Genomic DNA, 26,982 nt, shown 5'->3' on the forward strand with positions numbered 1-26,982 from the left:
TAGTGACGGCCATCGCGCTGCTCGCGGCGACCGGCGCCGTGGTCTCGTCCGCTCATGCCGGGCCCGCCACCGCCCCCGCCGCCAAGGTCACCAGGACCCTGGAGCAGGACTTCAACGGGGACGGCTACGAGGACCTGGCGGTGAGCGCCCCCCTCGCGACGGTGGGCGGCAGGGCCAAGGCCGGTTACGTCGCCGTGCTGTACGGGGCCGCGGGCGGCCTCCGTTCCGGGGCGAAGAAGGTGTACACGCAGGCGTCCCCCGGTGTTCCCGGCAGCGTCGAGGCGGGAGACCTCTTCGGTTCGGGGCTCGTCGCGGCCGATCTGGACGGGGACGGGTTCACCGACCTGGTCGTCGAGGCCCAGGCCGAACAGTGGCGGCAGGACGGCATCGACCGGACGGGCCGCCGGACCGTGCTGTGGGGCGGGCCCGGCGGCCTCGTCACGGGCAAGGCGCTGCCCGCCGAAGGCACCGGGCGGTACCAGGCCCCCATGTCCGTCACCGGCGACTTCGACGGCGACGGACACCAGGACCTGGCCCGCAACGGTCTCGTCTCCTTCGGGCCGTTCCATCGCGACGGGGTTCCCGCCGCCGTCCAGAGCGGCGCGGACTTCAGCGAGGGCGACCTGAGGAATGTCGCCGTGGCGGCCGGGGACACGGACGGCGACGGCACCGACGACCTCGTGACGGTGGCCCGGGCCGACGACTGGGACGACGAGACGAACTACGGCAACTACGTGTACTACGCGCGCGGCGGCCGCGACGGACTGCGGGCGTCCGTCGAGCTCAAGGACCTGGCGGGGCAGCAGGCGGACTCCCTGGCGCTCGGCGACCTCGACGGCGACGGCCGCGCAGACCTCGTGCTGGGGGAGAACTCGCTCCGGGTCCTGCGCGCCACCGCGAACGGGCTCCCCGCCGGCGCTCCCCGGGTGATCACCCAGGACACGCCCGGCGTGCCGGGTGTCCAGGAGGCCGGGGACGAGTTCGGCCGGTCGGTCTCGATCGGCGACGTAGACGGCGACGGGTACGGGGACATCCTGGCCGGGATTCCGTACGAGGACTTCGGCGCCCTGAAGAACGCCGGCACCTTCGCCGTGCTACCCGGCGGCCCGCACGGCGCGACCGGCGCCGGCACCAGGGTGTTCAGTCAGGACGGCGCCGGCGTGCCCGGCACGGCCGAGAGCGGCGACCTGTTCGGTACGGGCACCCACCTCGTGGACGGCAACGGCGACGGCAGGGCCGAGCCGGTCGTGGCCGCGCTCGGCGAGGACGCCCAGGCGGGCGCCGTCTGGGTCTTCGGCGCCGCCTCCACCGGAGCCACGGCCACCGGCTCCTTCTCCTTCGGCGCCCGCACCCTGGGCACGGTCGCGAGCGGGGCCCGGCTGGGCGAGGAATTCCCGCGCTGATCCACCCACGCATACGCACCACAGCACTGTCGACGACGGAACGGCGCCTCGCCGAACGGCCGATGCGACGTACCACCACCATGGAGGCAATGAGATGACCGGACGCGGAGGGGTGTGGCGCACGGGCCTCGCCGTCGTGCTCGCGGTGACCGGCGCGGCCCTGCTGCCCGTCACGCACGCGGTGGCCGGCACACGGACCGTCGGGGCGGCACCGCGCGACGACTTCAACGGCGACGGCTACGCCGACCTCGCCGTGGCGGCGCCCTCGGCCACCGTGGGCGGCAAGAAGGGCGCCGGCTACGTCGCCGTGCTCTACGGCTCGGCGAGCGGGCTGCGCACCGAGACGAAGCAGGTGTTCAGCCAGAACACGGCGGGTGTCCCCGGCGGCGCGGAGACGGACGACGAGTTCGGCAGCGCGCTGGCCACCGCCGACCTGGACCGGGACGGGTACGCGGACCTGATCGTGGGGGTGGCCCACGAGGACACGGCCGGCGGCGGCACCGACTCCGGGCTGGTCGAGGTCCTGTGGGGCGGCGCCGAGGGGTTGTCCGGCGGGGCGGCGCTCGCCACGGGACACGCCTACGACGGGCTCGGCGCGCGTGGTCACCTGGCGGCGGGCGACATCGACGGCGACGGCGCGCCGGACCTGGTGACGGTCCAGCACCAGAACGACCTGCGGGTGCTGAGCGGCCCGTTCGCGCGGAACGGCTCCACCGCCCGCGCCGAGCAGGTGGTCACGGACGAGTTCGACAGCCGCGTCCTCGACCTGGCGGCCGGCGATGTGAACGGCGACGGCCTCGCCGACGTCGCCGCGACGGAGAACGACGGCGACGAGTACGACGCCCGCCGGGTCGTGTACTGGCCCGGCTCCCGCGACGGGCTCACGCCGTACCGGCTGGTGCACGACGCCGACGGCACCCGCCTGCAGGGCGGGGAGAACCTCGACATCGGTGACGTCGACCGCGACGGGTACGGCGACATCGTCGTGGGCCGGACCGTCGACGGTTACGACAGCGACCTCGACACCCCGCTCCCCAAGGGCGGCCGTATCGCCTGGATCCCCGGCGCCGCCGCCGGCCCGGACGGGGCGCGGACGACGTACGTCAACCAGGACAGCGCCGGGGTGCCCGGCGTCGCCGAGGCCCGGGACGGCTTCGGCACCGACGTCTCGGTCGCCGACGTCGACGGCGACGGGTACGCCGACATCGCGACGGGCGTCCCCGGCGAGGACTTCGACGGTGTGACCGACGCCGGCGCCGTCGTCGTCCTGCGGGGTTCGGCCGGGGGACCCGCGGGCAACGGGGCCAAGGTGTTCAGCCAGAACACCGCGGGTGTCCCGGGCACCGCCGAGGGGGCCGACACCTTCGGCGGGGCTCTGCACCTCCTCGACGCCGACCACGACGGCCGGGCCGACCTCGCCGTCGGCGCTCCGGGGGAGAACGCGAACGCCGGTTCGGTGTGGGTCTTCAGGTCCACGTCCACGGGCGTGACGCCGACGGGCTCCCTCACCTTCGGCGCGGGCACCCTCGGCACCGTCGCGGCCGGCGCCCGCCTCGGCCTCGGATTCGCCCACTAGGGCGGTTCCGGTACCGGGTGCCCCGACACGCCCCGGTGGGCGGGCACCTTCCACGGCCCGTTGTGGCACGCTCACGTCCCTCGCGGCGTGCGTGCCGCGACGGGTCTTCCGCCGTCCGCCGACGCGTCGTGCGCCTGAGCACTCCCGTCCAGCGACCGGACCGTCCGGCCGCGGGAGCTTCCGGTTGTCCAAGAGGACCGTGAGGCAGGGGAGTTCGCCGATGACCGCAGCACCGTCGACCGACCGCCGCCGCTTCCTGAGCGCCGGTGCCGCCGTACTGGGCGCCACGGCCTCCGCCCCGCGGTGGCTCCCGGCCGCCGCCCGGACCGCCACAACCCCGCTGCCCGAGCACGTGTTCGGCCTCGGCGTCGCCTCCGGCGACCCGCTGCCGGACGGCATCGTGCTGTGGACCCGGCTCGCCCCCGACCCGCTGAACGGCGGCGGCATGCCCCGCCGGGGGGTCCCCGTGGAGTGGGAACTCGCCGCCGACGAGCGGTTCGCGAAGACCGTGCGCCGGGGCGTGGCGGGGGCGCGGCCCGAGTACGGGCACAGCGTGCACGTGGACGTACGGGGTCTGCTCCCGGACCGCGTGTACTGGTACCGCTTCCGCGCCGGCGGCCGGCTCTCGCCCGTCGGCCGCACCCGCACCGCGCCCCATCCGCACAGCCGGAACCGCGCGCTGCGCCTGGCGCTGGCCTCCTGCCAGAACTGGCAGCACGGCTACTTCACGCCGTACGCCGACGTGCTCCGGCAGGACCCGGACGTCGTCCTGTTCGTCGGCGACTACATCTACGAGTCCGCGCCGTCGGCGGCGGCCGTGCGCCGGCACGAGGGGGCGGGGGAGCCGCACACCCTGGAGCAGTACCGCAACCGCCACGCGCAGTACCGCACCGACCCGGAGCTCGCGGCCCTGCACGCGCACACCCCCTGGGTGGTCGCCTTCGACGACCACGAGGTCGACAACAACTTCGCCGGTGAGATCCCGCAGAATCCCCGCAGGCAGACGCACCACGCGTTCGTCGCCCGGCTGACCGCGGCCTACCGGGCGTACTACGAGCACATGCCGGTCCGGGCCACCGCGGTCCCCTCGGGTCCGCACATCCGGATGCACCGGCGCCTCGAGTTCGGCCGGCTGGTCCGGCTGAACGTCCTGGACACCCGCCAGTTCCGCAGCCGCCGGCCGGCCACGCAGGCACGGGCCGAGGACCCGGCGCGGACCATGCTCGGGGCCCGGCAGAGGGCGTGGCTGCTCGACGGGCTGCACCGCTCGCCCGCCCGCTGGAACCTGGTGGCCTCGCAGATCATGATGGCCGAGGCCGACCTCCGGGCCGGCCCGGGCACGCTGTGGTACTGCGACGCCTGGGACGGCTACCAGGCCGAACGCAAGGCCCTGCTCAAGGAGTTCAGGACGGTGCGCAACCCCGTCGTGCTGAGTGGCGACCGGCACCTGACGATGGTCAGCGACCTGAAGGAGGACTTCGCCGACCCCCACTCCGCCGTCGTCGGCGCCGAGTTCGTCGGCACCTCCGTCTCCAGCAACGGCGACCAGGACCAGGCCGCCTTCCGCGCCGAGTGGGACCCGCGCCGGGCGGACAACCCGCACTGGAAGGTGGTCGACGCCCACCGCGGCTACCACCTCTTCGACGTCCGCCAGGACGGCATCGACGCGAGGGTGCGGATCGTGGACACGGTGGAACGGCCCTCGGCGGTCACGAGCACGCTGGCCCGGCTGCGCGTCGAGGCGGGCCGGCCCGGCGTCGCGGTGGTCTGACCGGCACGCCGTCGAGGTGGGGGCCGGGCCGCGCCCGGCGAATCGCTCCGCCACCCGTGCCGAGACCGGAATGCCGCGGAATCTTGATGTGGAATTCCGGGGCAATGTCCTTACTGCCGAGCCCTATTACCGACTCGTCCGCAACGGCGCGGTGCCGCTTATGAAGAACGCGTGCGGTCCGGCATCCGGGGACGTGGAGACCCGCCCCGCCCTCCCGCCGCCGGCGGCCCGGCCACGGGCGGCGGCGGAATCACCATAAACACCCGAAGTGTCCGAAGTGTTGCTGCGGCGCTGGACCGACGGGACGTCATCCCCCGTGTCACCCGCCGCGCGACGCGGGGTCACGCACGGCAATGATCGAACCCCTGTGGAGTTACTCACAGCAATTACCGGGGGGTTCCGGGGCGTCGCCAATCACCAGCCGTGCAAGGTTAATGACAGGTTGCGCGCGGATATGCGCCGGAGGTCGCTCACCTTGCACAGCGGTAACCACAAGTGGGAGCATTTCCGAGTTCCCGATTGCCCCAAGGTAGGTCACCTGTGTCCCAGCACATAGCCAAGCCCCGTACCACCGCAGTGATCCTGGCCGGTGGCACCGGTCAGCGCGTGGGTCTGTCGATTCCCAAGCAGCTGCTGAAGATCGCCGGCAAGGCAGTCATCGAGCACACCCTGACCACCTTCGAGAACGCCGACTCCATCGACGACATCATCGTGCTGATGGCGCCGGGCTATGTGCCGGACATCGAGAAGATCGTCGCCAAGGCCGGGTTCCGTAAGGTCACGAAGATCATCGAGGGTGGCTCGACGCGGAACGAGACCACCGAGCGCGCCATCTCCGCCCTGGGCGAGGGCCTGGCCGAGGGCGAGGACCGCAACGTCCTCTTCCACGACGCCGTGCGCCCGCTGCTGTCGCAGCGCGTCATCGACGACTGCGTGACGGCGCTGGACCGCTTCCAGGCCGTGGACGTCGCCATCCCCTCGGCGGACACCATCATCGTCACCCGCACCCACGGCGAGGACGGCGAGTTCATCACCGAGATCCCGGACCGCTCCCGGCTGCGCCGCGGCCAGACCCCGCAGGCCTTCAAGCTGTCCACGATCCGCCGCGCCTACGAGGTCGCCGCCGGCGACCCCAACTTCCAGGCCACGGACGACTGCTCCGTCGTGCTCAAGTACCTGCCGGACGTGCCGATCCACGTCGTCGCGGGTGACGAGTACAACATGAAGGTCACCCAGCCCGTCGACGTCTTCATCGCCGACAAGCTCTTCCAGCTGGCCTCCACGGCCGCGCCGGAGCAGAAGGGCGAGGAGGTCTACCGGGAGCTCCTCTCCGGCAAGACCGTGGTCATCTTCGGCGGCTCCTACGGCATCGGCAAGGACATCGCCGAGCTCGCCGAGTCCTACGGCGCGCGCGTCTACGCGCTGGGCCGCTCCACCACCGGCACGCACGTGGAGAACCCGGAGGAGGTCGACGACGCGCTGTCCAAGGCGTACGCGGAGACCGGCCGGATCGACTACGTCGTCAACACCGCGGGCGTGCTGCGCATCGGCAAGCTCGCCGAGACCGACAACGCCACCATCGAGGAGGCGCTGAAGGTCAACTACCTGGCCCCGGTGCAGATCGCGCGCTCCTCCTACAAGTACCTCGCGGAGACCAAGGGCCAGCTGCTGCTCTACACCTCCAGCAGCTACACCCGCGGCCGCGCCGAGTACAGCCTGTACTCCTCCACCAAGGCCGCCATGGTGAACCTCACCCAGGCGCTGTCCGACGAGTGGGCGGGCGACGGCATCCGCGTCAACTGCGTCAACCCCGAGCGCACCGCCACCCCCATGCGTACCAAGGCCTTCGGCCAGGAGCCCGCGGGCAGCCTGCTCTCCTCCGAGGCCGTGGCCCGCACCTCGCTCGACGTGCTGCTGTCGGAGCTGACCGGACACGTGATCGACGTGCGTCAGCAGGACCCGACGGCGGGCGCCTCCAAGGCCTCCGGATTCGAGCAGGCGCTGGCGGGAGTCCTCGACCGCCAGGACGGCGTGGCATAATCATCTGCTAAACAGACATCTGCCCTTCAGGCCTCTGTGGTTTCCCGTTCGCCGGGGGTTCACAGAGGCCTGAGTCCGTCAGTTTCCCCCTCGTTTCGAAATATTCACAGCGTTTCGCAAGGTCCTTTTCCCGTCGATTCGGTATTCCGGCACATTTACGGCGATTCAAGACCATGCAGAGCATGCACTGACAAAACCGGCACCCCTCCCAGAGCAGGTTCCCCCGTGATATCCACCGCTATACGCGTCGCCCGGGTGGGCAGCGCGGCCGAACTGGCCGCGGCGGCACTCATGATGCTGGGCTTCCCCTGCGTCATGCTGGCCGCGCTCGTCCCGAGCGTGTACGCCTTCGCGGCCGCGGCCGCCGTGACGTACCTGGCGGACCACTATCTGCACCGCAAGGGCAGCTACCTCGTCAACCGCCTCGGCAAGGTGCGGGCGGGTCTGTCCATCCGCTTCCTGGTCCGCCAGCTGCTCCTGGTCCTGCTGCTCGCCCGCCTCGACCTCTCGGACGACCTGGTCTTCTACGTCGCCACCGCCGGCTTCATCGCCTTCTACGGCCTCCAGGCCCCGCACGGCGCTCTGGTCACCCTGATCCGCAACCGCCGCCGGATGCCGGTCGCCACCCGCAACGTGGACCTGGCCTCCCGCATCCGCATCCCCGACGCGCCGCCGCGCCGTCTGCTGCACCGCTCCGCGGAGAAGATGCTCCACCTCGACGTCCCGGCCGTGGCGGGTGTCCTGGTCGCGGCGGCCACCACGCGTGCGCTGTACGCCTACCTCGGCATCGCCGCCACCCTGGGGCTCGGCATCCTCTATATCCTCGCCCTGGTGCCGTACGTCCGCGGCCGGAAGGTGCCGCCGCGGGCCGAGACGGTGCTCGCCGCCGTCGACGACTGGCTGCGCGCCTACCAGCCGCAGACCGTGCTGTACTTCTCCGGCTCCCGGGACTCCGCGTACCAGGTCAACATGTGGCTGGAGACGATGGAGCAGCTGGACACCCGGCCGCTGATCATCCTGCGCGAGCGGGTCATCCTGTCCAACCTGGCGCCCACCACGGTCCCGGTCGTCTGCGTGCCCGGAGGGGTGCACCTGATGAACATGGACCTGTCCAGCGTGCGGGTCGCGCTGTACGCGGCGAACGTGGGCAAGAACATCCACATGCTGCGCGTGCCCACCATGAAGCACGTCTTCATCGGCCACGGCGACAGCGACAAGCTGGCCAGCGTCAACCCGTTCAGCAAGGTCTACGACGAGGTGTGGACCGCCGGCCGCGCGGGCCGCGACCGCTACGCCATCGCCGACGTCGGCGTCCGCGACGACGACATCGCCGAGGTCGGACGCCCGCAGCTCGCGCCGATCCAGACCTGGCAGGGCGTGCCCGAGGGCCGTATCCCCACGGTCCTGTACGCCCCCACCTGGGAGGGCTGGGACGACAACCCGGGCAATACCTCCATCCTTCTCGCGGGTGAGAACATCGTGAGGAAACTGGTGCAGGCCGACCCGCCGGTCCGCGTCCTGTACAAGCCGCACCCCTTCACCGGAACCCGCAGCGCGCAGGCCAAGGCCACGCACCAGCGGATCATCGCCCTGGTCGAGAAGGCCGCCGCCGCGCGCGCCGCCGACCCGCGCTTCACCGCCGGGACCGCCGACCAGGCCGCGACGCGGGCGCGGGCCAAGGCCGAGCTGGCCCGTATCGAGGCCCGCCTCGCCGCGCTGGCCGGCAAGGGCGGCGAGAAGCGCGACGAGGCCGAGGCCACCCGCGACGGCCTGCTCGACGTGGCCCGGCACGAGGAGACCGCCCGGCTGCGCGCCGAGTGGAACGAGGCCTACTGGCGCTCCTTCGGCGACTGGCAGCACCGCGTCATCACCGGCGCCGAGCCCCGGCTGTACGACTGCTTCAACGTCTCCGACGCGATGGTCTCCGACATCTCCAGCGTGGTCTCCGACTTCATCGCCAGCGGCAAGCCGTACGCGGTGACGGACTCCGCGGAGCTCGGCGCCGAGGAGTTCAAGCGGAACAACACCGCGGTGCGCGCCGCCGTGATCCTCTCCAACAGCGCGGCCGAGCTGGGCGAGCTGCTAGCCGCGGTGCGCGACCCGGCGGCCGACCCGCTGGCCGGGGAGCGCGCGGAGCTCAAGCAGTACCTGCTCGGCCCGGACGAGCCCACGTCCATCGAGCAGTTCAACACCGCGGTGGCCGACCTCGCGCTCAAGGCCGAGACCCGCAACGTCGGCCAGGCCACCCGCGCCGCCGGCGGCACCGCCGAGACGGCGCTGGCGAACGCGGTGCCGGGACAGCGGATGGCGTCGGCCGGTGAGACGGACGGCGTGACCGCGGGCTGACCGCCGCCGGACGCACGGCCACCGGACACACCGGCCCCACGCCTCCAGGCCCATTGGCCCGGTTCCGAGGACAAGACCCTCGGAACCGGGCCTTTCCCGTCTCTTACTCCCGCCGCCTAGCGTCGGTATTGGACCGCTCGCCATGTGACCCGTGTCACGAATCCACGTGCCGCGCGCAACCGCGCACCGGGGTCGGCCGTCTTAAGAGGTAGTGATTGATGCGATACGGGAGAAATCTTCCGTTGGCCTGGGGGATATGTGAACAGGGGGACGTGTGACCGTGCCGCAGCCTGACGTCAGCGTGATCATCGGGGCGTACGAGGCGATGCCGTACCTGGTCGACTGCCTGGCGTCGGTGGAGGCACAGACCATGGACCCGGCCCGGATCGAGGTCGTCGCGGTCGACGACGGTTCCACCGACGGCACGGGGGAGTACCTGGAGGAGTTCGCCGCCCGCGCCCCGATGTCCGTCACCGTCATCCACCAGGAGAACTCCGGGGGCCCCAGCGGCCCGCGCAACATCGGCCTCGGCAAGGCCACCGGGCGCTACGTCTTCTTCCTGGACGCCGACGACCGGCTCGGCCCCGAGGCACTGGAGCGCATGACCGCCATCGCCGACGAGAACGGCACGGACGTCGTGCTCGGCAAGGTCGAGGGCATCAGGCGCACCGCTCCCAAGTCGATGTGGGGCAGGACGGTGGGGCGCACCGACGTGTTCTCCTCCAACATCAAGTTCACCCTCAGCGCGCAGAAGCTGTTCCGCCGGGCGCTGCTGGAGCGCCACGACATGCGCTTCGACGAGTCGCTGTTCACCGGCGAGGACGCACTGTTCACCATGGAGGCCTATCTGCGGGCCGACGGCGTCTCGGTGATCGCCGACCACACCTGCTACTACCTGGTCGGCCGCGACGACGGCAAGCACGTGACCAGGAGCGGCAGCTACACCCTGCGCTTCGACTCCGCGCGCGCCCTGATGGACCTGATCTCCGAGATGGTCCCCGCGGGCGCGAGGCGGGACAGCCTCATGGTCCGCCCCTTCCTCATCACGCTGCTGCCCCAGTTCGGGCCGAAGTTCCTCAAGGACTCCGAGCAGGTCCGGCGGCACAAGATGGAGCTGGCGGGACCGCTGATGGACGCACACTGGAACGAGGGCGTGGCCTGCCGCCTCCGGGTGCACGAGCGGCTGCGGCTGCACCTGGTGGCCCGGCGGCGGCCCGATCTGCTCAAGGACGTCGTGGAGTTCGTCCGGGCCAAGAAGGAGCCCGAGGCCGTGCTGGAGCGGCGGGGCACCCGGCTCTACCTGGCCTACCCGCACTTCCGTTCCGACCAGGCGGGCATCCCCGACCGGATCTACCTCGCCGAGCCGCGCGAGGCCCGCGCCTTCCCGGGCTGGCGGGAGACGCCGTCCTCCTCCTTCGCGCGCCGCGCGGCCCGCAGGGTCCGGCGCCTGCTGCGCGGCCTCCGCCCGACGGCCCCGGGCGGACGGACCACGGCGGCCTGAGGAGCCTTCTGGGCCGCCGTGCTCCCCGGCTGCCGTCCCCGGTCGGGCCACAGCGCTCGGCGGGGTGGCCGAAGGCGTTCCTCCTGCCGCCGTTCCTCCAGCCGGTGCCCCTACTGCCGCCCCGACTGCAGCGCCCGCCGGAGCGGGCGCCCCACCGCCCGCCGTGCCCGCCGGTAGACCGAGGACGGCGGGACGGAGGCCGTGACCGTCCGCGACCCGGCCCGCGCCAGATCGCGCTTCAACCGGGTGTTCTCCAGGGAGAGTTCGAGGACCTGGCGCTGGAGCCAGCCGAACCGGCCGGCGAGCGAGGCGATGTCGGCGTCGTTCCAGGGGCGGATGCCCGGTGGGAAGGCGAGCGAGCGCATCCGCTCGTCGAAGGCGGCGCCGCCGTCGCCATGGGTGAACGTGTTCTCCAGCCCGTTGCGGTCCAGGAACGCGGTGAACCGTTCGAACCGCTCCCGGTGCCCGCCGGTCAGACCGGTGAAGTCGGCCTGTGCGTACAGGTCCGCCGGATCCAGGTCCTCGGGCAGCCGGTCGATCCGCCGGTGCGGGATGCCGAAGTAGCGGCACAGCTCCAGGGTGCGCGAGTCGCCGCACAGCACGGTGGCGGGAGTGCCGGCGAGCAGCGCCGCGATGTTGCCGTGGATGCGGGAGCCGAAGGAGAAGTCGAAGTCGCGCAGGTCGTCGATCCAGGTCACCGGGTCGATGTAGACGCGGACCTTGTCCTCCCGGTACATCGGGTGGTCGGGGTGCGTCGGCATCGCCGCCAACTGCCCGTTCGGGTCCGACAGGTCCCGCCAGTGCAACTGCCGTGCGTCGCTGAGGTTCTGGCCGACGAAGCGCAGGTGCGGATAGCGCGCGTGGGCGCTCTTCAGGACCCGGTCCAGGCCCTGGGACCGTACGGCGGTGTGCGAGCCGTTGACGGCGACGCGGGAGTCGGCGGTCAGCTCCGGTGCCCGTTTGCGCACGGTGAGCCGCTCGCCGTGCAGGAACAGCGAGGGGCAGCCGATGACCTCGACATCGCGGAAGCCGAGGTCCCGCAGGTACTTCTCGGTGAACTCGCCCCGCACGCCGATCGAGGCGCTGCGGTCGAGCACCGCGGAGCAGAACGCGCGCACGGCCGGCTCGATGGACTTCAGCCGTGCCGCGTCGTAGCTCAGGCCGGTCTGTGCGCCGACGCCCATGACCACGACCGGAATCCGCAGCTTGCCGATCAGTCGCGTCAGCCGCTTCAGCCCGGTCTGGAACGAGGGCCGGAAGGCGTTGGCGAGGGGGACGACGAAGGCGTCGTACTCCTCGTTGATGCGCTCGGCCTCGGCCGCGGCGGCCCGCATCCCGTTGGAGACGACCTCGGTGCCCGGCGTCTGCAGGATCTTGTGGGCGGCGTCGCTGAAGATCAGGTTGCCGGAGTTGGTCGCGATCACGTCCCGCTGGAGTGCTTCCTCCACGGGGACGACGTCGAAAGGGCTCTTCCCCGACCGGAGAAGGATGCGCTTCGTGGGGCGAAGGGTAGCTGACACGCAGTTCACCCTAAGTTTGTCGGATCTTTAATTTCTATGCGCAACCACCACAACCTTTTTGCCGTACGCATTCCGTGAGCGCGCGACTACGTGGCGCCTACAGGCATCCCGTCCGTACCCTGGACCGATGCGCGGTGAGCGATCCGCTTCGCGTAGATTCGGGCGGGGCAGCCGGAACCGGGCGAGGGGACAGACAGCAAGGTGGCAGGGGTAAGGCAGGCCGTGTGCGAGGCCCGCAGGATCGTCGTCAAGGTGGGTTCCTCGTCGCTGACCACCGCGTCGGGCGGCCTGGACGCCGACCGGGTCGACGCGCTCGTCGACGTGCTCGCGAAGAGCCGAGAGGGCGGGGTGGCCCGGAGGGCCTCGGACGAGGGTGGTGACGGGAGACGGGTGGGCGGCGGAGAGCGGGAGGTCGTGCTGGTCTCCTCCGGCGCCATCGCCGCGGGCCTCGCCCCGCTGGGCCTGCGCCGCCGTCCCAGGGACCTGGCCCGCCAGCAGGCCGCGGCCAGCGTCGGCCAGGGCCTGCTCGTGGCCCGCTACACCGCTTCCTTCGCCCGCTACGGCGTCCGGGTCGGCCAGGTCCTGCTGACCTCCGACGACATGAGCCGCCGCGCCCACCACCGCAACGCCTCCCGCACCCTCGACAAGCTGCTGGCGATGGGCGCCCTCCCGGTCGTCAACGAGAACGACACCGTGGCCACCGACGAGATCCGCTTCGGCGACAACGACCGGCTCGCGGCGCTCGTCGCCCACCTCGTCCGCGCCGACCTGCTGGTCCTGCTGTCCGACGTGGACGGCGTGTACGACGGTGACCCCAGCCGGCCCGGCACCTCACGGATAGCGGAGGTGCGCGGGCCCGCCGATCTGGCGCACGTGGAGATCGGCAGCTCCGGCAAGGCCGGCGTCGGCACCGGCGGCATGGTCACCAAGGTCGAGGCGGCCCGGATCGCCGCCGCGGCCGGCATCCCCGTCGTGCTGACCAGCGCGGTGCACGCGACCGACGCCCTCTCCGGCGGCGACACCGGCACCTACTTCCACGCCACCGGGAAGCGCTCCGCCGACCGGCTGCTGTGGCTTCAGCACGCCTCCACCCCACAGGGCTCGCTCACCCTCGACGACGGGGCGGTGCGCGCCGTCGTCGAGCGCCGCAAGTCGCTGCTGCCGGCCGGGATCGCCGCCGCCGAGGGCGAGTTCACCGCGGGCGACCCGGTCGAGCTGCGCGACGGCTCGGGGCGCCCGGTGGCCCGCGGGCTCGTCAACTTCGACGCCAAGGAGATCCCCCGGCTGATCGGCCGCTCCACCCGTGAACTGGCCCGCGAGCTCGGACCGGCGTACGAACGCGAGGTCGTACACAGGGACGACCTGGTCATCCTGGAGCCGTAATGGGCCGAAACGTCCGTCCACCTCGGTCCTGAAGGTTGGGGGACGTTCCGTAAAACCGCCCCACGGAGCCGTGCGGCCTGCTCCACTTTTGTCTCAGGGACATTCCGCATGAGCGCTGCGTGAAGGAGGTCGTCGTGAGACGAGTGCGCCCGGGGGCGGCGGCGTACCGCGGGGGTGCCGGCGGGTCCCCCTCCCGCGCGGTCGGGGAGGAGCGCGCCCTGACCAGCGTGGCGGCGGGGGACCGCTACGAGGAGCCCAGAGACCTGCCGCGGCTGTGGCACATCACCCTCAGTGTCTCCGGTGAGGAGGCCCCGCTGAAGGAGGTGCGGCGCGGCCTGGAGCAGCTCGCCCACGACCACCCCTTCCTGCTCACCAGCCGCTACGCCAACGACCACGCGGAGATCCGCTACTGGGAGGAGGCCCGCGACCTGCACGACGCGGCCGCCGTCGCGCTGCGGCTGTGGGGCGAGCACCGGCAGACCGCCAAGCTGCCGCCCTGGGAGATCGTCGGCCTGGAGGTCATCGACCGCGAGACCTATCACCAGCGCCTCGCGGAGGGATACGGCCCGCCGCCCGCGACACCGGTCGGGGTTCACCCGTTTTGACCGCGTCTCGCGGTGTGGAACAACCGCCGGACGGGCCTGCCCGGCGCACTACCCTTCCTTCATGACCACGCTCTCGCCGTACGACTCGATGTCCCCGGTCATCCGGGCCGCCTACCGCGCCAAGGCCGCCGCCGCCGACCTCGCGCCGCTGCCGCGCGTGGAGAAGGACGACGCGCTGCTCGCCGTCGCGGACGCCCTGGAGGTCCGTACCAGCGAGATCGTCGAGGCCAACGCCAAGGACGTCGCCAAGGCCCGCGAGGCGGGCACCAGCGAGTCCGTCGTCGACCGGCTCACGCTCACCCCGGAGCGGGTGCGCGCGATCGCCTCCGACGTGCGCGACGTGGTGGCGCTGCCCGACCCGGTCGGCGAGGTCGTCCGCGGCAACACGCTCCCCAACGGCATGGACCTGCGCCAGGTGCGCGTACCGCTCGGCGTGGTCGGCATCGTCTACGAGGCCCGCCCGAACGTCACCGTCGACGCCGCCGCGCTCTGCCTGAAGTCCGGCAACGCGGTGCTGCTGCGCGGCTCGGCCTCCGCCTACGAGTCGAACACCGCCCTGGTCCGGGTGATCCGCGACGCCGTGGGCGGGGCGGGGCTGCCCGCCGACGCCGTGCAGCTGGTGCCCGGTGAGGGCCGGGACAGCGTGCGCGAGCTGATGCGCGCCCGCGGCCTGGTCGACGTGCTGATCCCGCGGGGCGGCGCCTCCCTGATCCGGACCGTCGTCAACGAGTCGACCGTCCCGGTGATCGAGACCGGCACCGGCAACTGCCACGTCTACGTCGACGCCCACGCCGACCTCGACATGGCGGTCGACATCCTGGTCAACTCCAAGGCGCAGCGGGTCAGCGTCTGCAACACCGCCGAGACGCTCCTCGTCCACCAGGACATCGCCGCGGACTTCCTGCCGCGCGCCCTGGACGCGCTCGCCGAGGCCGGGGTCACCGTCCACGCCGACGAGCGGGTCATGGGATACGCCAAGGACTCCAGGGCCACGGTCGTCGAGGCGACCCCGGAGGACTGGGAGACCGAGTACCTCTCGTACGACATCGCCGCCGCCGTCGTCGACTCCCTCGACCGGGCCGTCGAGCACATCCGGCTGTGGAGTTCCGGCCACACCGAGGCGATCGTGACCACCTCCCAGCAGGCGGCCCGCCGCTTCACCCGGTTGGTCGACTCCACCACGGTCGCCGTGAACGCCTCCACCCGCTTCACGGACGGCGGCCAGTTCGGCTTCGGCGCGGAGATCGGCATCTCCACGCAGAAGCTGCACGCCCGGGGCCCCATGGGGCTGCCGGAGCTCACCAGTACCAAGTACATCCTCACCGGAGACGGGCACATCCGGCGCTGAGCGCCATACCGGGGCATATGTGACCGGCATGCGCCGGCCGGTCGTGCCGGGGTGCCGGGAGAAGGGCGGAGGGAACGTCTCATCAGGCGGATGAATTTCCATACCGTCTGCCCAAATTGACCCCCCAGGTCTACTCTGGATCCGTGCCGGAGGACGTGGGGGGCACGCCGTTCCCTGACGGCTGGGAGCCCGACGACGACCACGACCGCGGGGTGTCGGACGAAGAGTTCGCCTCCGTGGTCTTCGACGAGGCCTTCGTGCGGGCGGCCGTGATCCACGAGCCCACCGCCGTCGAACGCCTCCTGGCCGCCGCGCAGGCCAGAGCCGAGGCCTCCGAGGCGGAGGCCCACCGCGCCCGCACCAGAGGCGAGCGCTACGAGGACGGCTACGGCCCCGAGGGCCCCGGCTTCGGCCACGACGTCGACGACCTGGACGACCTCGACGTCCTGGAGGACCGCTGGGGCGCCCCGGGAACGTACGGCAAGCAGGTGCGCTGGCACCGTCCCGTCGCCTGGCTGCTCGCCCTCGTGATGGGCATCGGCATGGTCGCGCTGGCCTTCGCCGCCGTCTACCGCGGGGCCTCCTCCGGCGGTCGCGACCAGGCCCCGCCACCCGCCTCGACGGGCCCGGACCAGGGCGGCGCCGCGCCCCCCTCCGCGTCCGCCGACCACTACTCCCAGCGGCCCGTCCCGGCGACCCCGCGCACCCCCTGACGGCCCCCGGCCGCGCCGTGCCGTTTCTGGTGAGAACCTGTCAGAACTTGACGTGGAGCAGGGCGTTTATGCGGGCTTCCCGAGACCTACCCTGAAGGTATGGGAGGGCCTGGAGACCCACCTGAGGGGACACCCGAGGGTGCCCCGGGAGGTGCGGAGGACGAATACGGATCCGTCGTGTTCGACGAGTCGTTCATCCGCGCTGCCCGGATTCAGGAGTACTCCGCACGCGAGCGCATGACCGACCACACCCCCGCCGTACGCCGCCGTCCGCCCCTGCACCGCGGTCTGTCCCGGCAGGCTCTGATCCTCGTGCTGCTGATCGCCCTCGCCTTCGGCACCGCGATCTACATGGGTGTGCGCCACCCCTACCGGACCTCCGAGGCCCAGCGCCCCGTCGAGCCGCTGCGGATGACCGTGATCCCGCTCGCCCCCCGGGGCAGGGTGCCGGGGGCCGCCGACCCCGAGTACCTGTACGCGCACAGCCCCGCCGCCCAGTTCGGCGTCGGCGCCGAGGGCATCCCGCTGCCCGCCGTCCGGCGCACCGCGCACTTCTCCGACAGTCAGGTCGTCGCCGCCCTGACCACCGCCAAGGACTACCTCGTCGTGTCCTCGCTCCGCCCCGAGGTGCTCACCGGCGGCCAGGTCCACCCCGTGCGGGCCCTGCTCGACGCCGACCAGCTCGACCAGTTCGACCAGAGCTACGCCCACCCGGCCGCGGACGGCCGGCACGCGCCCACCGGATGGCTCGTCCGGTTCGACCCGGCCCAGGCCGAGCTGGCCGACCGCGGCATCCGGGTGGAGGGCACCCTGCAGGCCGTGGAGGCCGACTCCGGCACCCTGGAGGTCACCGCGGACCACACCTTCGTCTACGCGCTGCGTGCGGCCGGCACCGGCGCGAGCACCGAGGCCTCGCTGTTCACCGTCCGGCGCGAGGTGCGGTTCCGCTTCACCCGCGACGACCTGCGCCTGCACCAGGCCCAGCTGGTCGTCTCCTCCGTCGTGGCGGGCCCCCTGTCCTGCGCCGGGGACTCCGCCGGCCACCTGCACCCGCTGCTGGCCGGTCAGGCCGCCAGGACGGGCGGCCCGGCCGGCACGGACCCGTACGCCACGGGCAGCGCTCCGGCACTCTGCGGCACCCTGGCGACGAGCGCCCAGCCGAGGATCTGAGCCGAGCCCGGCTCAGTCCCCGTCCCGCGGCGGCGCGTCCGTCCCCGGCCGCTCGTCGGCGGACCCGTCCTGAGCCGATCCGTCCTGAGCCGATCCGTCCTGAGCCGGCCCGTCCTGAGCCGGCCCGTCCTTCGGCGGTGCCGGGGCGGTGAAGCCGTTGAAGCCGCGCCGCACCCGGCCGCCCAGGTCGCCGGCCCCGCCCGCCAGATCGCTGACCAGCTTCATCAGCGGGTCCTTTGAGCTCTTCACGTGGTTGGCGTAGTGCGCCGCCGACTCGCGGAACGAGTCGCCGACGGAGGTGTCCTTGTCCTCGCTGCGCCGCGGGTAGTGGCCGTCCATGAGCCGCTGGTAGTCGCGGGACTCCGCCCACTTCTTCAGCTCGGCCGCCCGCACCGTGGTGAAGGGATGCGTGCGCGGCAGCACGTTGAGGATCTTCAGTACGGAGTCGCGCAGGTCGCCCCCGGCCTCGTACTCCTCGGCCTGCTGGAGGAACGCGTCCACGTTCATCTCGTGCAGGTGGTTGCCGCCCGCCATCTTCATCAGCCCCCGCATCGAGGCCCGCAGGTCCTGCCCCGCCAGCAGCCCCGCCCGGTCCGCCGACAGCTCGGACTTGCGGAACCACTCGCGCAGCGCCGTCACGATCGCCATGATCGCGAGATTGCCCAGCGGGATCCACGCCACCCGCACCGCCAGGGTGGTCAGGAACAGCAGGATGGTGCGGTACACGGCGTGGCCGGACAGCGCGTGGCCCACCTCGTGGCCGACGACCGCCCGCATCTCGTGCTCGTCGAGCAGCTCGACCAGGCCCGTGGTGACCACGATGATCGGCTCGTCCAGGCCGATGCACATGGCGTTGGGCTGCGGGTTCTGGCTGACGTACATCGGCGGGACCTTCTCCAGGTCCAGGATGTAGCAGGCGTCGCGCAGCATGTCGTTCAGGTGGGCGAACTGCTGATCCGAGACGCGTACCGAGTCGGACAGGAACAGCAGCCTCAGGCTGCGCTCGGGCAGCAGGCCGCTGAGGGCCTTGAACACCGTGTCGAAGCCGCTGAGCTTGCGCAGGGCGACCAGGGCGGAGCGGTCCGCCGGGTGCTCGTACGCCCGCGAGGAGAGCCCGGGGAAGCGCCTGCGCTGCCTGCTCGGCACGCGCTCGTGCCCGTCGTGCCCGCGACCGTCTTCGGACATGTGGTCCCCCCATGATGTGCGTCGGTGTGTCCAGCGCCCCCCGAAGCAGCGCCCAGCCTAGGCGGAGTTACCGTGGACCGGCAGTACAGAGAAGGAGTCCACGTCATGGAGCACAGCCCCGCAGCCGCCCGGCTCACCGAGGCCGCGAGCGTCGCCGCCCAGCACCAGGGGGCGGGTGACCTGCTCCGGATCGTACTGGTCGTGATGGTGGTGGGCTGTGTGCTCACCGGCTGGTTCCTGTTGCGCGGGTACAAACGGAACGACGACTGAGCCGACCGGAAGGTTCCCGGGGCGACCGCCGTCGTCGACAGGCGGAGTCGGCGTGTTCGGCGCGGAGGCGGCCGCTTACGATGAGCCGACGTCTTTAACCCGCCCACACCCGGATAGGTACTGCCGAAGATGAGCTTCCCCAGCACCGCTGCCCAGTTGGTCAACCTCGCCGAGGGCGAGGGCGGCAACCACGAGAGCCTCAGCCCCTACGTCACCGGCGGCAGCGCCCTCCTCATCCTGCTGCTCCTGCTGTGGATCACCACCCGCTTCAACCGCGACCGCTGAGCGCTTCCGAGCCTCACCGGGGCCCGTCCCGGGACCGCTCCCGCACGCCGGGGGCCGTTCGCGGGGATCTGTCGGCCGGAGCCCTCAAGCCGGGCCGGTAGGGTCTGCACGCATGGGAGAGCAGGACATGCCTACCGGTCCGGCGAGTGACACGGTGAAACGCCCCGAGCACGGGAGCGGCGGCGGCCCGTCCGTGACGGGCAGGCGCCGCCTCGGTGTCATGGGCGGAACGTTCGACCCGATCCACCACGGGCACCTCGTGGCGGCCAGCGAGGTCGCCGCGCAGTTCCACCTGGACGAGGTGGTGTTCGTCCCGACCGGCCAGCCGTGGCAGAAGACCCACCGCAAGGTCTCCCCGGCGGAGGACCGCTACCTGATGACGGTCATCGCGACCGCCGAGAACCCGCAGTTCTCCGTGAGCCGTATCGACATCGACCGCGGCGGCCCCACCTACACCGTGGACACGCTGCGGGACCTGCGCGCGCTCAACCCCGACACCGACCTGTTCTTCATCACCGGCGCCGACGCGCTCGACCAGATCCTCACCTGGCGGGACTCGGAGGAGCTGTTCTCCCTCGCGCACTTCATCGGGGTCACCCGGCCGGGCCACCACCTGGCCGACCCCGGGCTCCCGGAGGGCGGGGTGTCCTTCGTCGAGGTGCCCGCCCTCGCCATCTCCTCCACGGACTGCCGTGCGAGGGTCGCCAAGGGAGACCCCGTCTGGTACCTGGTGCCGGACGGAGTCGTGCGCTACATCGACAAGCGCGAGCTGTACCGCGGCGAGTGAGCCGAGAGGGGCACCGGTGAACGACCGATACGACGCTGGGTACGGGGGCGACCAGTACGAGCTCGTCGGCTACGACGAGTACGGGCAGCCTGTCTACCAGCAGGTCCCGACGCAGCAGGCTCCGCGGGAGACGTACGACGCGTACGGGCGGCAGGGCCACGGCTACGGCCCGTACGCCACCGGCGGGCAGCAGCAGCCCCCGCCGCAGTACGGCGGCTACGACACCGGCCGCGGGTCGCCCGCCTCCCCCTACGGCCCCCAGGGCGGCCAGGGCTCCTACGACCCGTACGGCTCCGGCGCGGGCGACCCGGGGGCCACGACGGCGCCGTACGACCCGTACGGCCGGACCGGGCCCGGCGGGCAGCAGCCCCGGGCCGCCGGGCAGACCGCGTACATCCCGCAGCAGGCCGGGCCCGCGCACGAGAGCGCGGAGCGGCGTGAGGGGCGCGAAGGGGACCACGGCACCGAGCAGTTCGCGTTCGTGGAGGAGCCGGACGGCGACCCCGAGGACGTGATCGACTGGCTCAAGTTCACCGAGAACCGCACCGAGCGCCGCGAGGAGGCCCGCCGGCGTGCCCGCAGCCGGGTCGTCGCCCTCGTCGTGGTCCTCGCACTGGTCGCGGTCGGCGGCGTCGGCTACCTCTGGTACGCCGGGAAGCTCCCCGGGCTGTCGTCGTCCGGCCACACGTCCGGCGGCACGACGCCCGCGGCCGCCCAGAAACGCGACGTGATCGTCGTCCATCTGCACAACACCGCCAAGGGCGGCACCGCGACGGCGCTGCTCGTCGACAACACCACCACCCGGCGCGGCACCACCGTCCTGCTGCCCAACTCGCTCGCCCTGACCGGCGACGACGGCACCACGACGACCCTCGCCAAGTCGGTCCGGGACGACGGCTCCTCCGGCACCCGCGACCAGCTCGACTCCGTCCTCGGCACCGACATCGAGGGCACCTGGCGGCTGGACACCCCCTACCTGCAGAACCTGGTCGACCTGGTCGGCAACATCGACGTCGACACCAACACCGACGTGCCCGACCCGGACGCCAAGAAGAAGGGCTCCGGGCCGCTCGTCCACAAGGGTCAGGGGCAGACCCTCAGCGGCAAGATGGCCGTCGCCTACGCCACCTACCGGGCCCCGGGAGAGGCGCAGAACGCCCAGCTGGAGCGGTTCGGCCAGGTCATGCAGGGCACGCTGCGCAAGCTGTCCTCCGACCCGCAGGGCGCGACGACGACGGTGCAGACGCTGGCGCAGATCCTCGACCCCTCGCTCACCGACAAGGACCTCGGCACCTTCCTCGCCAAGCTCGCCGACCTCGCCAAGGGCGGCGACTACGGGACGGCGGTGCTGCCGGTGCAGAGCGACGGCACGCTGAGCGCCCAGACCAGTGACAGCGTCGTCAAGCAGATCCTCGGCGGCACCGCGAAGAGCCCCGAGCAGGGGGCGGCCGTCCGGGTCTCGGTGCAGAACGCCACCGGCGTCAAGGACAACACCGAGAAGGCCCGCGTCGTCCTGCTCAACGGCGGCTTCACCTTCCTGGAGGGCGGCAGCGCCTCCGCCGTCCGGACGACGTCCCAGGTCCTCTACTCCGACCCCAAGGACAAGGAGAACGCCACCGAGGTCGCCAAGACCCTCGGCCTCCCCGCCACCGCGGTGACCAAGGGCACGGTCCGCTCGAACGCCGACGTCTCCGTCGTCCTCGGCCAGGACTACAGGCCGTCGTCCTGACGCGGGAGCCCCGGGCGCCCCGCGCGGGCCCCGGGGCACGCACCGCATGCGGCCGGCGGTCCGTGAGACCCTTGAGGTCAAAAGACCGCCGACGGAAAGCCGTGCAGTGACCGCAACCGACCGTTCCCTCGAGCTCATCAAGACCGCCGCCCAGGCGGCCGCCGACAAGCTCGCGCACGACATCATCGCCTACGACGTCAGCGACGTACTGTCGATCACGGACGCCTTCCTGCTGGCGTCCGCGCCCAGCGACCGCCAGGTCAAGTCGATCGTCGACGAGATCGAGGAGCGGCTCCAGAAGGAGTGCGGCGCCAAGCCGGTGCGCCGCGAGGGCGACCGCGAGGCCCGCTGGGTCCTGCTCGACTACGTCGACATCGTCGTCCACGTCCAGCACAGCGAGGAGCGCGTCTTCTACGCCCTGGAGCGGCTGTGGAAGGACTGCCCCGAGCTGGAGCTGCCGGCCGACGCCAAGGCCACCCGCGGCAAGGCCGAGGAGCACTCCAAGCTGAAGGCCGCCGAGGAGTCGGCGGACCTGGGCGGTGAGTGGCGATGACCGGAGCCGGTGAGGCGCCGGGCGGGGAACCGGGCCGGGGCCGCCGCGTCATCCTGTGGCGGCACGGCCAGACCTCCTGGAACGTGGAGCGCCGCTTCCAGGGCACCACGGACGTCGAGCTGACCGAGACCGGCGCCGGGCAGGCCCGCCGCGCCGCCCGGCTGCTGGCCTCCCTGCGTCCGGACGCGATCGTCTCCTCGGACCTGCGGCGGGCCGCCCTGACGGCGGCCGAGCTGGCCGCCCTCACCGGCCTCGACATCACCCACGACGAGGGTCTGCGCGAGACCTACGCGGGCGTCTGGCAGGGCCTGACCCACGAGGAGATACTCGCCCGGTACGGCGAGGAGTACGCCGCGTGGAAGCGCGGGGAGCCGGTGCGCCGCGGCGGCGGCGAACTGGAGACCGAGGTCGCCGACCGTGCCGCCCCCGTCGTGCTGCGGCACGTCGACAAGCTGCCCGAGGACGGCACGCTCGTGGTGGTCAGCCACGGCGGCACGATCCGCACCACGATCGGGCGCCTGCTCGGTCTGGAGGCCCACCACTGGGAGAGCCTCGGCGGCCTCTCCAACTGCTGCTGGTCCGTCCTCGGCGTGGGCGCGCGCGGCTGGCGTCTGCTGGAGCACAATGCCGGCACCCTGCCGGAGCCCGTCCTCGGCGACGACGACTGAGCCGCCCCCGGCACTCCGGACCCCGGATTTCACTTTCCGGCAGGTCGCAGGCTAAAGTTCTTCTTGTTCGGCCCGCCGAGCGGGACGAAACACCACACGGTTCCACCGCGTGGCACGAGGGGCTATAGCTCAGTTGGTAGAGCGCCTGCATGGCATGCAGGAGGTCAGGAGTTCAATTCTCCTTAGCTCCACGGACCGACACTCGCACGAGTCGTCGAAGATCGGTGAAGAAGATCCCGCTCCCGGCAAGGGGGCGGGATTTTTTCTGTGCTCCGCCGCCTTGAGTCACTTGGGCGCCATCAGGCGTATACCTGTGCGGAGGCGCTTCCGGCGTGCGCATTCGCGCAGACCGGGACGGCCGCTGCGGGTGCCGTGGCCGGACTGGTACCGAGGCGTCGCTGACCGTATTGGTCCGGCCGTGGCAGAATCAAACGGCCGGAAGGGGGCGCGGCCCACGGGAGGGAGTGGCGATGCCTGCGAGCATCCTCGAGGAGGTCGGTCGCCTCCTCGGCGCGGTGTTGACCCGGGACACGGTCACCCGCCTCATCTGCCCCTCCTGCGGCTCGCTCCATGTGGCCCAAGTCCTCGGCGACAACGGGGGGATCTCGTACGTGTGCACGGCCTGCGGCCACAGCTGGAGCTGATCGATGGGTGCACACAGGCGGAAGTGCGACTGGTGCGGCAGCGGCACGCCGATCGTCCGGGACATGGAGCCGCTCAACCCCGACTACCAGTACTGGTGCGAGGAGTGCGCGCGGGCGCTGATCATAAAAGGCGACCCCATCGAGACGTACCGCGAACTCGAGGGTGAGCCGATCTATGGCAGGCTCCTGGAGGAGCACTGCACGCTGAAGCGCTTCTATTCGTTCGTGACGGCGTGAGGGTGTGTGAGGCCCGACCGGCCCGGCATCATCCCCCAAGCGGTCAAATCGGGCGTGGGGAAAACCGATTTGGTGCTGCGCTCCGTCCACCTGTAATGTTGGCGTCGCCGCCGGGGAAACCGGGCGGGACGAAGCAAGGGGCTATAGCTCAGTTGGTAGAGCGCCTGCATGGCATGCAGGAGGTCAGGAGTTCAATTCTCCTTAGCTCCACAGAAGTCGAAGGCGGGTCATCCGATCAGGATGGCCCGCCTTCGGCGTTGAGTCGATGTCCCGTACGAGCTGCGGGCCCGCCCCGGGAGGGGAGGACCCGCCGTACGGCTGCTCAGCGGCCCAGAGCGCGCCGGCCCCGGCCCTGGGAGAGGACCGGGAGGTTGCTGCGCGAGGACGCCTGCGAGCGGGTGTCCTCCTCCAGACGCAGGGCGAGCGCCGGGCACCGGCGCACCGCGCGCAGCGCCTTGGCCTCCGCGTAGCGCGGGACCTGTGCCTGGGCGACGGTCGGGAAGCCGTCGGCGCCCAGTTCGAAGACCTCCGGGAGGATGTCCGCGCACAGGCCGTGGCCCCGGCACAGCGTCCAGTCGACGTAGATCTTCTGGCGGCTGGGGCCGCTCTCCTCGGCCTCCATGCCGCCGGCCGGGGCCCTGCCGCCCTCGAAGAGCGGCAGCACGCCCTCCACGCGCCGCCCGCAGCCGTTGCCGAGGACGTGCGCGGCGAGGTCGTCCGTGAACGCCTTGATGGTCGACTCCAGGAACATCGCGGAGCCGTCCGGGTGCGAGCACGCGCCGCGCCGCTTGACGTTCTTGGCGACCTGCTTGAGCGCCTCCAGGGCGGCCGGTCCGCCGCCGTTCAGGATGTCCTCCATGCCGCGCGCCGCGGCCGGCAGGCCCAGGTAGCAGGGGCCGCACTGGCCCGCGCTCTCCTCGGCCAGCCACCGGGCCACCTGGAGCGACTCGCCCAGCGGGCAGGTGTCCTGGCCGATCGGCAGGATGGCGCCCGCGCCCAGCGAACCGCCCACCGCGTCCAGCGAGTTGCGGGAGACGATCGCCTCGTTGACGGTGGCCGAGTCGATCCACTTGCCGTGGTAGCCGCCGGTCAGCACGCCCTGCGGCACCGGCGGGGCGCCGGCGAGCTGGAGGATGTAGCGCAGCGGCACGCCCGTCGGGACCTCGATCACCATGGGGCGGGCGACCGCCCCGGAGACGGTGAGCATGACGGTGCCCGGCTCGTCGTACAGGCCGGTGTTGCCGTAGCGCTCGGGACCGATCCGGGCGGCGATCGCCAGCTGGGCGAAGGTCTCGGCGTTGGACAGCAGGGTCGGCGCGCCGCCGACGCCGTTCTGCGAGGCGCTGACCTTGCGGCCCGGCGGGATCGCCGGGCCGCCGTCGATGGAGCGGACCAGCGACGCGGCCGCTCCGGTGACCATGCGCACCGGGTTGCGCTGCACGCTCGCGCGCAGCGCCGACCGGCGGCTGTTGCTGAGGCCGCGTTCGGCGAGCGCGGCCTCCATGGAGCGCTGGGTGGACTCCCGGGTGACCCCCACCACGAGCGTGCGGGCACCGAGCGCCTCCGCGCAGAGCAGGGCGCCGTCCAGGATGAGGTGCGGGGCACGGTTGATGAGCACCGTGTCCTTGCGGCAGGCCGGTTCGTCCTCGCTTCCGTTGACGACGACGACCGGCCGGACGCCGCGCTTGATCGCCGCTTCGGCGACCGAGCGCAGCTTCTTGTGGAAGGGGAAGCCCGCGCCGCCGCGGCCCTTCAGGTTGATGGCCTCGGAGAGCTGCGCGAGCTGCTCGCCGCCCATCGGTTCGAGCGGCCCGTGCACCTTGAGGTGCATGGGCAGATCGAGTCGTTCGACAAGGTCGAAGCCTGACGTGAGCTGGGGAAGACCGACCACGCGGACTTCTGGTACGTCGGGCAGGGCCTCGTTCACCTATAGCCTCCGGAAGGCGTGTTCCAAGGTTCGCCCGAACCCGGTGCGTCGAAGGAGGCACCGGGGGGTGTTTCAGTGGCGGGACCGCTGTTGTACGTGTCGTTGGAGTTGTACGTGCCGTAGAGCGGGTTCGTCTCACCGGTGTCGTACATGTCACGTCCGCCGTAGCCGTCCGCGCCGGAATTGTTATAGGTGGGGATGTTGTATCCGGTGTCGATCATCGGGTCGTAGGCCGAGCGCTGCGCCTCGCCGACCGGGGGCGGCGACGGGATCGGCCAGCTGCCCGAGGTGCTGCCGGAGCCCTCCACGCGCGGCATCGCCTCGGTGGCCCGCATGTCGTACGGCAGGTCCATGCGGGTGGTCTGACCGGCCGCGAAGGGCTGCCCGCCGCCCGGGGGCGTCGAGACGGCCCGGTAGGCGGCCGCGAAGCCGGGGGCGGGCGCCGGGGTGTCGTACAGCGGCGAGGACGGGCCCGGGACGCGCGGCAGCGGACCCGTCGCGCCCGCGGCGGCGGAGGGCCGGGCCGCCCGGGGGCTGTCGTAGCCCGGCAGCGCGGACTCCGCCGTCCTGGCCCGGCTCGCGTCCAGGTCGTCGAGCTCCGGCCGCTCGCCGCCGCCGAGGAGCGTCACGAGCCGGTCGGCGATCCTGCGCTTGACCGGCCGCGGCGCGCCGCGCAGCGCCAGGGCCGCCATGACGCCGAGCAGGGAGAGGCCGTAGAGGATCACGAAGATCGGCTTGGCCTGGCGACCCGCGTAGAGTCCGTGGATCAGCGCGGCGCACCAGGCCGGGTAGGCCAGCATGTGCATGGCCCGCCAGCGGGCGGCCACCGGGGCCGGGGAGGCGAAGTTGCTGCGCAGCGCGCCCGTGATGCCCACGAAGATCATCAGCAGGCCGGCCACGGAACCGAGGCCGATCAGGCCGCCGCTTCCGGTGACGCCGAGCGAGAACGGGATGATCGCGGCGATGAACTGCGTGTGGTCAAGCGCGATCTTCGTGGTGATGTGCAGCAGCAGGAAGGCGATCGAGGCGACGGCCGTCGTGCGGTGCACGGCCTGGCCCACGATCCGCTGGCGGGTGTTGAGGAAGATCCGGTCCTGGGCGACCAGGCCCCAGATCACCGAGCAGCTCAGGGAGACCAGGGAGAGGACGCCCGCGCCGAAGTTCAGGAAGTCCCTGACCGTGTCACCTCCGACCAGCACGATCATGGGTATGAGGAGCAGGACGACAGCCGACGCCACCCCGTAGGCCGAACGGCCGGGTTTGGGAAGCGAGCTGTTACTGCGACGAGGGTTCATGGGGGCAACTCCGAGCGGTCATGTCG

23 protein-coding genes and 2 tRNA genes are annotated in these 26,982 nt (G+C 71.9%); 21 read left to right on the forward strand and 4 right to left on the reverse strand.

All coding sequences use genetic code 11. The features are described from left to right. Positions 1–2: 2 nt before the first annotated feature. From ACIQ9G_RS01835 to ACIQ9G_RS01860, 6 genes are all read left to right on the forward strand, one after another. The gene (locus ACIQ9G_RS01835) at positions 3–1,403 is read left to right on the forward strand and encodes an FG-GAP repeat domain-containing protein (protein WP_403604765.1); all 1,401 of its coding nucleotides are present in this window, start codon (positions 3–5) and stop codon (positions 1,401–1,403) included. 94 nt (positions 1,404–1,497) lie between these two features. Beyond that, a complete protein-coding gene (locus tag ACIQ9G_RS01840) occupies positions 1,498–2,979 on the forward strand; it encodes an FG-GAP-like repeat-containing protein (protein WP_403604768.1) in 1,482 nt (493 codons plus the stop codon). A gap of 220 nt (positions 2,980–3,199) precedes the next feature. Next, positions 3,200–4,750 (forward strand): alkaline phosphatase D family protein, encoded by a 1,551-nt coding sequence (locus tag ACIQ9G_RS01845; RefSeq protein ID WP_403604770.1) that lies wholly within the window; start codon positions 3,200–3,202, stop codon positions 4,748–4,750. Positions 4,751–5,290: 540 nt separating this feature from the next. Beyond that, positions 5,291–6,790: a D-ribitol-5-phosphate cytidylyltransferase gene (locus ACIQ9G_RS01850; RefSeq protein ID WP_403604773.1), complete on the forward strand. Its 1,500-nt coding sequence runs from the start codon at positions 5,291–5,293 to the stop codon at positions 6,788–6,790. A 255-nt stretch (positions 6,791–7,045) separates the two neighbouring features. Beyond that, entirely contained in the window at positions 7,046–9,136 is a 2,091-nt protein-coding gene (locus tag ACIQ9G_RS01855) for a hypothetical protein (protein ID WP_403606720.1), read from the forward strand. Positions 9,137–9,410: 274 nt separating this feature from the next. Beyond that, positions 9,411–10,637 (forward strand): glycosyltransferase family 2 protein, encoded by a 1,227-nt coding sequence (locus ACIQ9G_RS01860; protein ID WP_403604776.1) that lies wholly within the window; start codon positions 9,411–9,413, stop codon positions 10,635–10,637. Between the two features lie 110 nt (positions 10,638–10,747). Here the strand turns inward: ACIQ9G_RS01860 and ACIQ9G_RS01865 are convergent, their stop codons facing one another. Next, entirely contained in the window at positions 10,748–12,085 is a 1,338-nt protein-coding gene (locus ACIQ9G_RS01865) for a polysaccharide pyruvyl transferase family protein (protein WP_403604779.1), read from the reverse strand. 273 nt (positions 12,086–12,358) lie between these two features. Between ACIQ9G_RS01865 and proB the strand changes: the two genes are divergently transcribed. From proB to ACIQ9G_RS01890, 5 genes are all read left to right on the forward strand, one after another. Then, the gene (gene proB, locus ACIQ9G_RS01870) at positions 12,359–13,540 is read left to right on the forward strand and encodes a glutamate 5-kinase (protein ID WP_403604782.1); all 1,182 of its coding nucleotides are present in this window, start codon (positions 12,359–12,361) and stop codon (positions 13,538–13,540) included. 143 nt (positions 13,541–13,683) lie between these two features. Next, positions 13,684–14,145 (forward strand): hypothetical protein, encoded by a 462-nt coding sequence (locus ACIQ9G_RS01875; RefSeq protein WP_403606723.1) that lies wholly within the window; start codon positions 13,684–13,686, stop codon positions 14,143–14,145. 61 nt (positions 14,146–14,206) lie between these two features. Next, on the forward strand, positions 14,207–15,493 hold the full coding sequence (locus ACIQ9G_RS01880; RefSeq protein ID WP_403604785.1) for a glutamate-5-semialdehyde dehydrogenase: 1,287 nt from the start codon (positions 14,207–14,209) through the stop codon (positions 15,491–15,493). A 116-nt stretch (positions 15,494–15,609) separates the two neighbouring features. Beyond that, positions 15,610–16,206 carry a hypothetical protein gene (locus tag ACIQ9G_RS01885; protein WP_403604788.1) on the forward strand — a complete coding sequence of 199 codons (597 nt, stop codon included), beginning with the start codon at positions 15,610–15,612 and terminating at the stop codon, positions 16,204–16,206. A 99-nt stretch (positions 16,207–16,305) separates the two neighbouring features. Further along, positions 16,306–17,376, forward strand: coding sequence for a hypothetical protein (locus tag ACIQ9G_RS01890; protein WP_403604791.1), 1,071 nt, complete (start codon positions 16,306–16,308; stop codon positions 17,374–17,376). A gap of 12 nt (positions 17,377–17,388) precedes the next feature. Here ACIQ9G_RS01890 and ACIQ9G_RS01895 read toward each other — a convergent pair whose 3' ends face one another. Then, positions 17,389–18,561, reverse strand: a complete 1,173-nt coding sequence (locus ACIQ9G_RS01895; RefSeq protein ID WP_403604794.1) for a M48 family metallopeptidase — start codon at positions 18,559–18,561, stop codon at positions 17,389–17,391. Positions 18,562–18,666: 105 nt separating this feature from the next. Here ACIQ9G_RS01895 and ACIQ9G_RS01900 point away from each other — a divergent pair, with 105 nt between their 5' ends. The 10 genes from ACIQ9G_RS01900 to ACIQ9G_RS01945 all read left to right on the forward strand — a co-directional run bounded on the left by ACIQ9G_RS01900 (position 18,667) and on the right by ACIQ9G_RS01945 (position 23,944). Next, a complete protein-coding gene (locus ACIQ9G_RS01900) occupies positions 18,667–18,831 on the forward strand; it encodes a hypothetical protein (protein ID WP_403604797.1) in 165 nt (54 codons plus the stop codon). A 129-nt stretch (positions 18,832–18,960) separates the two neighbouring features. Then, positions 18,961–19,116: a hypothetical protein gene (locus ACIQ9G_RS01905; RefSeq protein ID WP_356180821.1), complete on the forward strand. Its 156-nt coding sequence runs from the start codon at positions 18,961–18,963 to the stop codon at positions 19,114–19,116. A 112-nt stretch (positions 19,117–19,228) separates the two neighbouring features. After that, complete coding sequence (nadD, locus tag ACIQ9G_RS01910) at positions 19,229–19,903, forward strand: nicotinate-nucleotide adenylyltransferase (protein ID WP_356180824.1); 675 nt, start codon at positions 19,229–19,231, stop codon at positions 19,901–19,903. 16 nt (positions 19,904–19,919) lie between these two features. After that, positions 19,920–21,632 (forward strand): LytR C-terminal domain-containing protein, encoded by a 1,713-nt coding sequence (locus ACIQ9G_RS01915; protein ID WP_403604801.1) that lies wholly within the window; start codon positions 19,920–19,922, stop codon positions 21,630–21,632. Between the two features lie 106 nt (positions 21,633–21,738). Next, positions 21,739–22,185 (forward strand): ribosome silencing factor, encoded by a 447-nt coding sequence (rsfS, locus tag ACIQ9G_RS01920; RefSeq protein WP_403604804.1) that lies wholly within the window; start codon positions 21,739–21,741, stop codon positions 22,183–22,185. Further along, positions 22,182–22,853, forward strand: coding sequence for a histidine phosphatase family protein (locus tag ACIQ9G_RS01925; protein WP_403604807.1), 672 nt, complete (start codon positions 22,182–22,184; stop codon positions 22,851–22,853). Before rsfS ends, ACIQ9G_RS01925 begins: the two co-directional genes overlap by 4 nt. Before the next feature lie 118 nt (positions 22,854–22,971). Then, positions 22,972–23,044: transfer RNA gene (locus ACIQ9G_RS01930), tRNA-Ala, on the forward strand. Between the two features lie 279 nt (positions 23,045–23,323). Then, positions 23,324–23,497, forward strand: a complete 174-nt coding sequence (locus ACIQ9G_RS01935; RefSeq protein ID WP_403604810.1) for a hypothetical protein — start codon at positions 23,324–23,326, stop codon at positions 23,495–23,497. A 3-nt stretch (positions 23,498–23,500) separates the two neighbouring features. Beyond that, positions 23,501–23,734, forward strand: a complete 234-nt coding sequence (locus tag ACIQ9G_RS01940; protein WP_019523121.1) for a hypothetical protein — start codon at positions 23,501–23,503, stop codon at positions 23,732–23,734. 137 nt (positions 23,735–23,871) lie between these two features. Beyond that, positions 23,872–23,944, forward strand: a tRNA-Ala gene (locus tag ACIQ9G_RS01945). A gap of 112 nt (positions 23,945–24,056) precedes the next feature. Here the strand turns inward: ACIQ9G_RS01945 and ACIQ9G_RS01950 are convergent. Beyond that, positions 24,057–25,661: an NADH-ubiquinone oxidoreductase-F iron-sulfur binding region domain-containing protein gene (locus ACIQ9G_RS01950; RefSeq protein ID WP_403604814.1), complete on the reverse strand. Its 1,605-nt coding sequence runs from the start codon at positions 25,659–25,661 to the stop codon at positions 24,057–24,059. After that, complete coding sequence (locus ACIQ9G_RS01955; RefSeq protein WP_403604817.1) at positions 25,658–26,956, reverse strand: cytochrome b/b6 domain-containing protein; 1,299 nt, start codon at positions 26,954–26,956, stop codon at positions 25,658–25,660. The genes ACIQ9G_RS01950 and ACIQ9G_RS01955 overlap by 4 nt, the downstream gene beginning before the upstream one ends. Positions 26,957–26,982: the final 26 nt, after the last annotated feature.

This window comes from Streptomyces sp. NPDC096152 (assembly GCF_044763235.1).
Classification (GTDB): Bacteria; Actinomycetota; Actinomycetes; order Streptomycetales; family Streptomycetaceae; genus Streptomyces.